10 protein-coding genes are annotated in these 12,627 nt (G+C 47.6%); 3 read left to right on the top strand and 7 right to left on the bottom strand.

Annotation, left to right across the window (positions count from 1 at the left end; translation table 11 throughout):
- Window positions 1-89: 89 nt before the first annotated feature.
- Together GCU39_RS03780 and acsA are read right to left on the bottom strand one after the other, a co-directional pair.
- Entirely contained in the window at window positions 90-1,496 is a 1,407-nt protein-coding gene (locus tag GCU39_RS03780) for an ABC transporter substrate-binding protein (protein ID WP_152392285.1), read from the bottom strand.
- Window positions 1,497-1,733: 237 nt separating this feature from the next.
- Window positions 1,734-3,458, bottom strand: a complete 1,725-nt coding sequence (gene acsA, locus GCU39_RS03775; protein ID WP_152392284.1) for an acetate--CoA ligase — start codon at window positions 3,456-3,458, stop codon at window positions 1,734-1,736.
- A 297-nt stretch (window positions 3,459-3,755) separates the two neighbouring features.
- Between acsA and GCU39_RS03770 the strand changes: the two genes are divergently transcribed.
- Both GCU39_RS03770 and GCU39_RS03765 read left to right on the top strand, forming a co-directional pair.
- Window positions 3,756-4,388 (top strand): GNAT family N-acetyltransferase, encoded by a 633-nt coding sequence (locus GCU39_RS03770; protein WP_152392283.1) that lies wholly within the window; start codon window positions 3,756-3,758, stop codon window positions 4,386-4,388.
- Window positions 4,389-4,426: 38 nt separating this feature from the next.
- Window positions 4,427-5,605 carry an acetoin utilization protein AcuC gene (locus GCU39_RS03765; RefSeq protein WP_152392282.1) on the top strand — a complete coding sequence of 393 codons (1,179 nt, stop codon included), beginning with the start codon at window positions 4,427-4,429 and terminating at the stop codon, window positions 5,603-5,605.
- A 24-nt stretch (window positions 5,606-5,629) separates the two neighbouring features.
- Here the strand turns inward: GCU39_RS03765 and GCU39_RS03760 are convergent, their stop codons facing one another.
- The 3 genes from GCU39_RS03760 to GCU39_RS03750 all read right to left on the bottom strand — a co-directional run bounded on the left by GCU39_RS03760 (window position 5,630) and on the right by GCU39_RS03750 (window position 8,066).
- Window positions 5,630-6,331, bottom strand: coding sequence for a 5'-methylthioadenosine/adenosylhomocysteine nucleosidase (locus GCU39_RS03760; RefSeq protein ID WP_152397074.1), 702 nt, complete (start codon window positions 6,329-6,331; stop codon window positions 5,630-5,632).
- Window positions 6,332-6,544: 213 nt separating this feature from the next.
- Complete coding sequence (ccpA, locus tag GCU39_RS03755) at window positions 6,545-7,555, bottom strand: catabolite control protein A (protein WP_152392281.1); 1,011 nt, start codon at window positions 7,553-7,555, stop codon at window positions 6,545-6,547.
- A 100-nt stretch (window positions 7,556-7,655) separates the two neighbouring features.
- Window positions 7,656-8,066: a hypothetical protein gene (locus GCU39_RS03750; protein ID WP_152392280.1), complete on the bottom strand. Its 411-nt coding sequence runs from the start codon at window positions 8,064-8,066 to the stop codon at window positions 7,656-7,658.
- A 278-nt stretch (window positions 8,067-8,344) separates the two neighbouring features.
- On the opposite strand from GCU39_RS03750, the gene GCU39_RS03745 reads away from it, so the two are divergent.
- On the top strand, window positions 8,345-8,869 hold the full coding sequence (locus tag GCU39_RS03745; protein ID WP_152392279.1) for a type 1 glutamine amidotransferase domain-containing protein: 525 nt from the start codon (window positions 8,345-8,347) through the stop codon (window positions 8,867-8,869).
- A 113-nt stretch (window positions 8,870-8,982) separates the two neighbouring features.
- On the opposite strand, the gene ptsP is transcribed toward GCU39_RS03745, so the two are convergent.
- Window positions 8,983-10,707: a phosphoenolpyruvate--protein phosphotransferase gene (ptsP, locus tag GCU39_RS03740; protein WP_152392278.1), complete on the bottom strand. Its 1,725-nt coding sequence runs from the start codon at window positions 10,705-10,707 to the stop codon at window positions 8,983-8,985.
- Window positions 10,704-12,590, bottom strand: coding sequence for a glucose PTS transporter subunit IIA (locus GCU39_RS03735; RefSeq protein ID WP_152392277.1), 1,887 nt, complete (start codon window positions 12,588-12,590; stop codon window positions 10,704-10,706). The genes ptsP and GCU39_RS03735 overlap by 4 nt, the downstream gene beginning before the upstream one ends.
- Between the last annotated feature and the right edge of the window lie 37 nt (window positions 12,591-12,627).

Genomic DNA, 12,627 nt, shown 5'->3' with positions numbered 1-12,627 from the left:
TGGAGCTTGGTTCACGGTTATCACCCCATAGGTCTACTCTTAGTTAATAAACGTCATGAGGGGGCTGCCCTCATGACGTTTGATCGATATTACTTCTTACCGCGAGCCTTCTCCGCTGCTGCTTCCATACGATCCATCCACTCTTCTGGCGTGATCTTACCGTTTGCAAGCGCTTGCGTAGAATCTTGCTTCACTTTATCTACATCTGCATTCAATTCAACATAAGGAGCAACAATGGTATCTGGGGAGTTGTAGTAGCCGCTCGCTTGTTTGGACAAGCTGCTAACTGCGGCAGATTGGCTTAAGTCCGCTTTAATATTATCAAGCGCACCTGTTAATTCAGCCCAACGTACAGCCCATTTCTCAGTCAAAATGAACTGCATGAACGCTTTTGCCGCTTCAGGGTTTTTCGCTTTCTTTGCAACGCCGATCGTGGATGTGTACGGGATCGCTACAAATTTGCCGCCAGCTGCTTGTGTAACCGATGGTACGAAACCAAACTCAAAGCCTGCTGGAACGTCTTTTTTCATTTCATTCTCTACCCATAGACCGTTCGGGATGAACGCGTCTTTGTGCTGTAAGAATAAAGATTGGGAATCTGTGTGGTTGATGGCTGCAGAAGCTGGGTCAATGTATTTTGCGTCAACCAATTGCTTCACTTGATCAAGTGCCTTTTTCACAGCATCGGACTTGAATACGCCCGGCTCAAGCGCTTGTATTTTATCAAAGATGGAAGTGTCGTAGTTGTTATTAACGAGGATGGCTGTATCTACTAGACCGCCGTTGATGTAGTATGGATATTTACCTGTGTGGATGAACGGATACATTTTCTTAGAATCTTGAATTTGCTTCGACACCGCTAAGAACTCTTCCCAGTTCTTAGGCTCATTCCAGCCGTTTTTCTTGAACTCCGCTTTATCATAGAAAATGCCCCATGTACCGAATACGAAAGGAATTGGCGCGACTTTACCGTCATACTTCACCGGCTGCATGATCAAGAGATCTTTAATCAATTTGCCGTCTTCGTTCTTCGCTGTCTCTAACCAATCCGTCATATCTAGTAATTGGTCGTCCTTCACCATTTGTGTTGCATTGGAACCTGCACCGTCAATATATACGAAGTCCGGCGGATTGCCTTGAATCCAGCGTGGCTTCATTTGATCGTTAATTTTCGGTCCGGCTGATTCTTTAATCTTCAGCTTCGGATACTTCTTCGCGAACTCGGCGATCGCTTCTTTCCAGAATCCATCACCATAGCCTCCGACGAAATACTGAAGTTCGAAGTCGCCTTCTAGTTCAGGGCCAGCTGCCTCCGTCGTTGTCGGCTCCGTTGTTGTCGTCGTTGTTGGTTCTGTCTTGGTCTCCGTTTTGGTCTCAGTCGATGTCGTCGGCTCCGTCTTCGTCTCTTCCTTCTTGGTGCCGCATCCTGCTGCTAGCATGAGTAATAGTGCCGTGATGAGAAGTAACGTAATTGATTTGCCCCATTTCTTTTGCACTCGAAAACCCCTCTCTTTTGCTAGTGATTACAAAATAATACAATCCAACCGACACAAAAAAGGGCATACGTATAGAAGCATCTCTGACTTACCTGCTTCATAACGAATGCCCTTCATGAGGTAACATGTTATGGTTGTAAATATTTTGTTATAAAAAATATATATCTTAGTTCATAAATTTGTCAATACATAAATTTCTAATTAAGTCATTCGTTGCATTGACAAGTTGAAATTTCATTAATCCTCGATCGTGGATAAGTCGCCTGTAGGTAAGTTCAACTCCCAAGCTTTCAATACCCGACGCATAATTTTACCTGAGCGCGTCTTCGGCAATTTATCCTTAAATTCGATCTCACGCGGTGCAGCATGCGCCGATAGACCTTCTTTGACAAATTTCGCGATATCCGCCTTCAGCTCTTCAGAAGGTTCAAAGCCTTCACGAAGTGAGATGAACGCCTTAATGACTTCACCGCGCATAGGGTCGGGCTTACCGATAACCCCAGCCTCAGCGACTGCAGGATGCTCAACGAGCTTGCTCTCCACTTCGAAAGGTCCTACACGTTCACCGGACGTGTTAATCACGTCATCTACACGACCTTGGAACCAGAAGTAGCCGTCCTCATCCATATAGGCCGAATCTCCTGATACATACCACCCTTCCAGACGGAAATACTCTGAATACTTCGCTGGGTTATTCCAGATTTGACGCATCATCGATGGCCAAGGCGTCTTAATCGCCAGATTGCCCATGCGGTATGGTGGAAGCACATTACCGTTATCATCAATAATCGCTGCGCCCACACCTGGAATTGGACGTCCCATCGAACCTGGCTTAATCGCCATCCCCGGGTAGTTACAGATAAGCTGTCCCCCGGTCTCCGTCATCCACCACGTATCATGGATCCGTTGGTTATACACTTTCATTCCCCAACGCACAACTTCAGGGTTGAGCGGTTCACCTACCGACAGCACATGGCGCAAGCTGGATAAATCAAAATGCGAGATGATGTCATCGCCAGCGCCCATTAACATCCGGAATGCTGTTGGCGCACTGTACCAGACCGTAATTTTATATTTTTGAATCGTATTATACCAATCCTGCGGGCTGAAACGTCCGCCACGAATGACATTCGTCGCTCCGTTGAGCCACGGCGCAAAAATCCCGTAAGACGTACCCGTTACCCAGCCTGGGTCAGCGGTACACCAATATATATCGTCGGCTTGCAAATCAAGCACAATTTTACCCGTGAAGTAATGCTGCATCATGGCATTCTGAACATGGAAAACACCCTTCGGTCTGCCTGTAGAGCCGGAAGTATAATGAATAATCAGGCCGTCTTCACGTCCTAACCATTCGATCTCCGCCTCTTCCGAAGCCTCCGCCATCTCAGCATAAAAATCAATTACGCCTTCCCCTGCTTGAACATCTGCTCCCACGAGAATGACGTGCTTCAGTTCAGGAAGCTGCTCTCTTGGGACACGCCCTAGAAGGGCTGGAGTCGTTACGACAGCAACTGCGCCGCTATCTTCAAGACGATCCTTGACCGCCGTCTCCATAAACGCTTCGAATAGCGGACCTACGACAGCACCGATTTTAAGCGAACCAAGCAAGCTGAAATACAATTCCGGTGTACGCGGCATGAAGATAAACACGCGTTCCCCGCGCTGAATGCCATGCTTGCGAAGCACATTGGCGAATTGATTCGATTTGGCTTTCATCTCTGCGAATGTGTACTGCTCATCCCGTGTTGCATCGCTATAATAGAGCGCAACCTTGTCGCCGAGACCTTGCTCGACATGACGGTCGATTGCCTCGTACGCCATATTTACTTGTCCTGTTGTGTACCAGGAGAAGTTCTTCTCGATCTCTTCCCACTTAAACTGACTGTACACGTCTTCATATTTGCCCAAATTTGACGATGATGCTACAGCCTCAATAATTTCACCTTGCACGTTTCCCATTGTTTCATCCTCCCATAATATCTCAGTAAGAAAATAAATATAGTTTCTCTGCAATGTTAGCGACAGCGCTTACAAGGTTCGTAAAATAAGAGATTCACTACACGCTGAAGACCAGATGGCCGCTAACTTGAGAGATGAACGATGTTACAACGTATGCAGTTCGTGATGTCAAGAAGATAAATTTGTATAATTTATGGCAAATCTCATTATAGCATACCTCTGTTCATTCGCCTATTCCTTTTCAAAGATTCGTTTCCGTGATATAAGTGAGAGGAGATGAGGAAAGGAGTTGAATCCGTGGAACATCGGAAGATCTATCATGCACATATCCAGCAGCACCAAGAAATTGTACTCATTATTGAAGGCCCGGTTCGCTCAGAAGTGCTGCGAACACTGGATATGCACCCAGATCTTGACGCCTTCCGAAGGCCGAAGGATCAACACGAAGCGCTGATCGAAATTGCGGAGCTGCCGGAAGGGCGCATCATTATCGCACGGCATGAGAATACCATCGTGGGCTATGTTACGTTCCATTATGCAGACGAGATGGAGCGCTGGTCCCAAGGGAACATGCAAGATTTAATCGAACTGGGCGCTGTCGAGGTCGCAAATGATTACAGGTCCTACGGGCTCGGCAAGAAAATGATTCAGACCGCCTTCGAAGAAGATCAGATGGAAAATTATATTGTGTTCACCACCGAATACTATTGGCACTGGGACCTGGAAGGCAGCAAGCTCAGTGTGTGGGATTACCGCAAAATGATGGAGAAATTGATGGAATCTGTCGGCATGATCTGGTATGCAACCGATGATCCTGAAATCTGCTCTCATCCTGCCAACTGTCTCATGGTGCGCATTGGCAAAGACGTTCCGCTTCAGTCGGAGCAGCAATTCGATCGTGTACGGTTCCAACAACGGTTCATGTACTAATTCGCTAGTGAGGTAAAAGTAGGAGGTACCACAATCGCATGTTAATCAATGCTATGTTCATTCATCATGAAGATGAATTGAAGTATCGATTCAATGATGATCATCCGTTTAACCAGCAACGACTGGCACTCACCTACGACCTGCTGACTGAAATCAAAGCGCTATCTCCCGAGCATATTGTCGTACCTAGATCTGCAACAGAAGACGAGCTGCTGACCATTCACCAACCTGCATATCTGCATTCTGTCAAAGGCTTAAGCAGTCCCAATCCCGAACCGATGTGGCTTGCGCAAGCGGACCTCTTCGGGTTCACGAGCGAAGATACACCTTATTTTCCACAAATGCATGAGGTTACCTCGACGATCGTCGGAGGATCCATTACGGCGGTAGATCATGTCATGTCCGGCAAGAGCAGGCATACCCTGCATCTGGGCGGCGGTCTGCATCACGCTCTATCTAATCGCGGCTCAGGCTTCTGTGTCTATAATGATGCTTCCGTTGCAATAGCCTATTTGCGTGAACATTACAACGCGCGCGTGCTCTACATCGACACGGACGTCCATCATGGGGACGGGGTGCAATGGTCGTTCTATACGGATCCTAATGTCTGTACATATTCGATTCATGAGACAGGAAAGTATTTGTTCCCTGGGACAGGCTTTGTCTCGGAACGCGGCGAATCTGATGGCTATGGTACCTGCTTCAATATCCCACTCGAACCTTATACAGAAGACGAATCGTGGCTCGATTGCTTCCGCGAGTCCATTACGCGTGTTACCGCTATGTTCAAGCCAGATATTATTGTCAGTCAGCATGGATGCGATGCGCATGCCTATGACCCTCTCTCCCATCAGCACTGCAGTATGCGAATTTATCAAGAAATGCCGGCGATCATCCATCAATTAGCTCATCAATACTGCGATGGACGGTGGACCGCATTCGGTGGCGGAGGCTATGACATCTGGCGTGTCGTCCCAAGAGCTTGGAGTCTCTTATGGCTCGAAATGACGGACCATCCCCTGCTGGCGCAGTTACATCAGGATAATAGGATATCGTTGCCTGAACCTTGGCTGACGCGATGGCAGCAAAAAGCCCCGGTCCCGATTCCAACGACCTGGTTAGATGATCTAACCGAGTGGGAACCGATGCCGAGGCGATCAGAAATTTCTATTCAAAATCGTAAGACCAATGCAATTGCACTGCAATATATCCCCTAATTCGTGATATATCAACAGTTCGCCTTATATGTGACTTAGCATGTCATCGATGATCTGATACGAATGCTTCGCAGCTTGAATCGTAAACTCTGCGAAATTCACATGGGCTGAGCCATCAGCCCGATCGGACATTGAGCGAATAACAACGAACGGAATGCGATGCATATCGCATACTTGAGCGACGGCGGCGCCTTCCATCTCCGTGCAAGCGCCGTCCATCGTCTCATAGAGCTCCTGTACGAGTTCACGGCTTGCCACGAATTGATCCCCGGATAATACCGCTCCAAGACGATAATGACCTTGGAACAACCGCTCACACGCCTCTCTCGCCTTCGCAATCAAATCTGGTGCAGCTTCGAACGTTGAACGCTCCTGGTACGGAATAACGCCGCGCTCGAACCCGAGTGGACGAACGTCCATATCATGCTGCTTGCATACGGTCGATACAACAATATCTCCGATATTCAAGTCCGGGTGCAGCGCACCCGCAACGCCTGTGAATAGAATGCTATCCACGCCGAAGGTATCAATCAAGATTTGCGTCGTTACCGCAGCGTTGACTTTACCTACGCCAGACTTACAGAGAACAACTTCTTTCCCATGGAAGATCCCTTCATAAAAGGTAATGCCTGCGCGTTCTGAACGCTTACTCTGCTGCAGATCAGCAAGCAGTAGTTCAATCTCTTCGTTCATTGCGCCAATCAGGCCTATTTTGTGATACACCATCATCAAGTTCCCCGTTCTAATTCAATTCTTATAGAGGTAGTTCAAAAAGTCATCTTTTGATCATGAAGTGTTTCAAGAAGTAGATTCGACATCGAATCTTGTGTTCATCCTCGAATTCCGGTACTCATTTAGGTTTTGCCTAAACTCCGTTCCTCTTTCTTCGGATTCACACAACCTTCTCGGTGCTGAAAAGCCGACTTTTTGATCTTATAATTATTTGTTCACGTGCGTTACGGACAAGCGAAGAATCGTCTCATGCGGCAAAATGACGTTCGCATTATCGACATTCTCCTTCTTCATCAGCTTCGTCAATAAGCGCATCGCAACCGCGCCGATATCATACATCGGCTGAGCGACTGTTGTGAGCAATGGACGAACCATCGAAGCCATCCGAATATTATCTACGCTGATAACAGAGAAATCGTCCGGAACTTTAAGTCCCGAGTCTTGAATGCTATGAATCGCACCAATGGCCATTTCGTCTGTTGCAGCGAAGATCGCTGTCGGTTTGTTGCGGAGCCCAAGGAAATATTTCATCGCTTCGACACCGGATTCATAACGGTAGTTCCCAATACGAACCAAATCTTCTTGATACGTAATTCCAGCCGTTTCAAGCGCACGTTTGTACCCTTGGAATCGAGCGAACCCGTTCGCAGGGTCCTGCAGCGTACCACTGATCATCGCAATCTCGCGATGTCCATGACGGATCAACGTATTGACCGCATCAAAGGCAGCGCCCTCGTGATCAATATCAACGGATGGGATAACCCCCTGCTCGTCCTTCGTTGCACAAAGAACGATCGGCACTGCCGCCGTCTGGAACGCTTGAATGTGTTCCTCCGTCACAGCGCCGCCCATGAATAGCAAGCCATCGACTTGTTTCTCCAGCAGCGTATTGATAACGCGAATTTCCTTTTCCTTCTTCTTATCCGCATTACACAAAATAATATTATAGTGGTACATGTTCGCGATATCTTCAATACCGCGCGCAATTTCAGCAAAAATCGAATTCGAAATATCTGGAATGACTACGCCAACCGTCGTCGTCTTCTTGCTCGCAAGACCTCTTGCTACCGCATTCGGACGATATCCTAGGCGCTCAATTGCCTCATATACTTTCTTACGCGTCTGTGGCTTAACGTTCGGATTATTGTTCACAACCCGTGATACCGTTGCCATCGATACGCCTGCTTCCCTTGCTACATCATAAATAGTTACAGTCACGTTCCTTCTCTCCAAACATTAAAGTTTTTCGTTCATATCCTACATATTAATGTTATGATACGACATATTCATACTTTGCGCAACGTGACTACGCTTTTAATCATGAATTCATGTTCATTCGGTAAGGGTTTGCAGTAAATTTTTTGAGTTGTTTCAATCTTTTCTGAATATCTTCCATCCATTCTTCATCGTTCATCGTCTTCGCCAGCAAATACACATCGAGCAGCTGATTGACACGTTCTTCACGCATCGATTCGAACTCCGCAATGTTAACGTACTTGCTTCCTTTCGTGAACATTTCGAAGAATACGTTTACAAGTTCATTAAATTCTTGGAACAATAAGGTTTGCTTCTCTGTCGCATTCTTGCCATACTTCGCAATGAGATCCGTTAGATCTTTTTTCACATCCACATAGACTTCGCTCTTCGAACAACTCGAACACGTAAAGACGGGTACACTCTGGATTTCTGTCTTTTTGGCAAAAATGACCGTTCTTAGTAACAAATTCATAACATGTCCACACTCACATTGCATGTGCACATTGACCACCCCATTATAGTAAGTTATAAATTGCTTCGAATTGTTCGGAAATAAAAGACCATTATTCGACTATATTCGCAGATTCGTTCGGATTTGACTAGATGTAATTAATGACTTTTCCGGAAATTAGATGGTTATTCTGTAAAAAAGCTATGATATTAATCACACGCTTTGTTATACTGTTAGATACATATGCACAAGAAAAGCTTAAAAGACTCGTACTACAGCGCATTTAGGAGGTTAAATACATGAGATTATCTGGAAAAAAAGTGATCGCACTCGTCGACGAAGAATTTGAAGATTTGGAGTTATGGTATCCGATCTATCGCGTTCGGGAAGAAGGTGCGATCGTTCATTTGGTCGGTCCCGAAAAAGGCAAAAAATATATCGGCAAATATGGTGTGCCTGCAGAAGCAGAATATGCTTTTGACGAGGTGAGCAGCTCTGAATATGACGGCATCCTTGTTCCTGGTGGGTGGGCGCCGGACAAGCTGCGCCGTTACGAGAAGGTCATCTCCCTCGTTCGTGAGATGGACGCTGCTGGCAAACCAATTGGACAGATCTGTCATGCAGGCTGGGTGCTCATCTCGGCGAAAATCCTACAAGGACGTACTGTCACGTCTACACCAGGCATTCGCGATGATATGGAGAACGCAGGCTCCACTTGGGTGGACGAAGCCGTTGTCGTGGACGGACATATTGTCTCCGCACGTCGTCCGCCAGACTTGCCGCCTTACGGTAAAGCATTCTGTGACTTGCTTGCAGGTGAATAAAAGCACAACATAAGACAAGAGGCCGTCGATCGCTCGACAGCCTCTTTTTTATCTTCTTGTAGATGATATAAGCCCCACGGCCTCACACGCAGTGTCAGAGCGGTATCATGCCATTACGACTTGTTTTGCGTAAAATCATTCAGCAGCTGTTCAATCTCACGATTCGTTCGGCAAGAGAACAAACGTCCCTTCATCTCGACGCATTCCTTCTCGCACATCTCAAGCACACGGCTCTTCAGATGGAGAATGGAATGGGCCGACATGCTCAAATCATGTACACCGAGCGCTACCCATAACGGCAAAGCACGTTCGTCACCCGCGAGTTCTCCGCATACACTGATCGTAATGCCTTTCGCTTTGGCCGCATCAACGGTCATCTTCAGCATGCGCAGAATGGATGGATGGAATGGATTGTACATATGGGCAATCTGTTCGTTCATCCGATCGACGGCCAGTACATATTGTACGAGATCGTTCGTTCCAATCGAGAAGAAATCGACCTCTTCAGCGAGCAGATCAGCGATCATCACCGCCGCAGGAACCTCGATCATGATACCCACTTGAATGGCCGTATTGTACGGAATCCCTTCCTCATCCAGCTCACGTTTGGCTTCTTCCAGCACGGCATTCGCCTCACGAACCTCATCTAACGAAGAGATCATCGGATACATGATTTTAACATTCCCGAAATGACTCGCCCGGAGAATGGCACGAAGCTGCGTCTTGAACAATTCCTTCCGGTCTAGACATATGCGAATCGCTCGGTAGCCTAAGAAAGGATTATCTTCCTCCGGCAGCGCGAAATAATCTAAATGCTTATCTCCGCCAATATCCAGCGTCCGAATCACGACTGTATTCGGCGATACCTTCTCGGCTACCTCACGGTATACGTCAAATTGCTCTTCCTCCTCAGGAAAATGCTGCCGATCCATATAGAGGAATTCCGTACGGAATAACCCTACACCAGAAGCGCCGTGCGATAGAGCGACGTTCAGCTCCTTCAGTGAACTGATATTCGCGGCAAGACGCATTTCGACGCCATCTAGCGTTACTGCCGGTACAGAAGCGAGCTGGCGCAGCCTGCTCTTCTTCTCCAACTGCTCATCCCGGATTTGAGTATAGCGCTCGAGGACATCCGCGTCTGGATTTACGTAGACGATACCATCCCCGCCATCCACCACGAGCACATCGCCCGTCTGAATCGGATCTTCCAGCTTGCCTTCTAATCCGAGGACGAACGGAATTCCTAATGCACGAGCCATAATGGCTGAATGGGATGTACGTCCGCCTTGCAGCGTAGCAATCCCGAGCACATAGTTCTGATTCAGGTTCGCCAGCTGCGATGGCGATAATTCCTTCGCCACGAGCAGATACGGATTGGTATCCGATGGCAATGTAATCTCTGGAGCACCTAATAAATGTTTTAGCAGACGGTTGCCGACATCTTTAATGTCCAGCGCCCGTTCCTTCATATACTCATCGTCAAGCAAATCGAACATTTTGACAAAATGATCGATCGCTTCCTTCACCGCAACCTCGGCCGCCTTATATTGACGTTCAATGATCGCTTGGATTTCGCTCATGAATACCGGGTCCTCCAATATCGCGATATGCGCATCAAAAATAGACGATTGATCCGGCCCTACCACTTCGCGGAACTCATTTTTCAAAAATTCGATCTCATTCTTGGAGGTACGAACCCCTTCATACAGTCTCTCAAATTCTTTCGCTAAATCGATGGAATCTATCCGCTGATCAGGCAAATCCCATTCCCAGGTCGGGAGTACAAAGGCTTTTCCAATTGCGATTCCTGATGAAGCGCCGATACCCTGTATCATTCTGCATTCCCTCCAACATTCCTATCATTTAATACAACCGACATCACGGATGCTTGCCCCTTCTTCACAGCTTTATACGGCGCAAAACTCCAAGACTGTACAATCTCTGAATTCGTGATCACCATAGGTGTTACAATCGATGTCGCATGCTGCTTCACATAATCCAAATCGAACTTCATTAACAGTTGACCGGCTTCCACCTGGTCCCCTTCCTTCACCAACACAGTGATGCCGTATCCGTTCAAGCTCGACGTATCGATGCCAAGATGTATCAATACATTCAATCCTTCAGCAGTCACGATGCCGATCGCGTGCTGCGTCGGATAGATCGTCATAATCTCGCCGGCCAGCGGCGCAACCATCTCGCCCTTATCTGGGATAAAAGCTACGCCGCCACCCACCAGCTTCTTCGCGAAGATCTGATCCGGCACTTCCTCGAGCGGTATCATACGCCCCTGCATCGGTGCATGAAAGAGGACTTGATTCAAGTCCTTGTTGATGACCTTCATAATCTCGGCGCGAATCACGTCCGAATAGGTTCCGAACACGACTTGAACCGCGCCGCCGCCCAACCGAATCATACCCGCAGAACCAAGCAATCTTAGTGCCCTTCGATCGATTAGCCGATCATTCACGACCGATAGCCTGAGCCGAGTTACGCAAGCTTCCATCCGAATAATATTGTCCTTCCCACCAAGCGCTTGGAGAATGAGCGGCGCACGATACGGCAGACTTCCTGCCCAATCATCCACTTCGGAGCCCTCTTCACGGCCTGGCGTCGGAATCCGATACTTATATATAGCGAATCGGAACAAATTATAATAAATTAAGCCAAGCGCAATCCCAATCGGGATCAGAAGCCATTGATTGGTCCCTAAATGGCTATTAATAATGAAATCTATCGCTCCAGCAGAAAATGAAACGCCAAGATGAATATTCAAGTAACTGCATATCCACATCGTAAGACCTGAGATAATCGCGTGCACGACGAATAGATATGGCGCGACGAATAAGAACGCGAATTCAATCGGCTCCGTAATCCCTGTTAAGAAGCAGACAAAGGCTGACATTAAGAACATCTTCTGCACCTTCGGCTTCAGGTCTTCGCGTGCCTCTTGAATGATCGCAAATGCAATGGCTGGGATAGCGAACATCGTTAGCGGGTAGAGCCCCGTCATAAATTGTCCTGCCGTCGGATCTCCTGCGAAGAATCGCGGCAAGTCTCCGTACACCATCTGGCCGCCTGCCGTCTCGAACGTCCCTACATGGAAGAAGAAAATATTATTTAGAATATGATGCAATCCAACAACGACGAGTACACGTTGTAAAATACCAAATAAGAACACGCCGAAACCGCCTAAAGACAACAGGAAATTGCCTAATGCAATCACTCCTTGCTGCAACGGTTCGGAGATAAGGACCATCACGGATGAGAAGCCTAGCATCACAAAGCTCATCACAAGCAGAACAAACCGCGGCCCCCCGAAAAATTGAATATATTCAGGGAGCTGAACGGTTTTGTATCGATTCGTTATGTAGCCTGCGAGCACACCAATCAGAATGCCAACAAGAATGCTCGGCTGGGATTCGGCAGCACCGAAATACGCCGTCACCTGCTGTTCGATAAATATCCCGATCAGCGCAGCGATTGCCGCAGTACCATCATTGTTCCCGAGTCCAAGGGCGACACCCACTGCAAATATATAAGGCAAATACATGAAAATGGTATTCCCAGCCACATTCAAGACATGACCAATCGACTCGAGGCCGATCGGTTCCCAAGGCATGTTGCCAAGAAACAACATCAAGGCTGCAACAGGTAGCACAACGGTTGGAAGCATAATCGCTCGCCCGAACTGCTGCAACGCTCCAAGCCCATTCATGCGCTAACCCCCCTTCAAGCTACGGTCCCGATTCCGT

Origin of the sequence: Paenibacillus guangzhouensis, assembly GCF_009363075.1 — a bacterium.
Lineage (GTDB): Bacteria > Bacillota > Bacilli > Paenibacillales > Paenibacillaceae > Paenibacillus_K > Paenibacillus_K guangzhouensis.
This window is presented reverse-complemented; position numbering and strand designations above follow the sequence as displayed.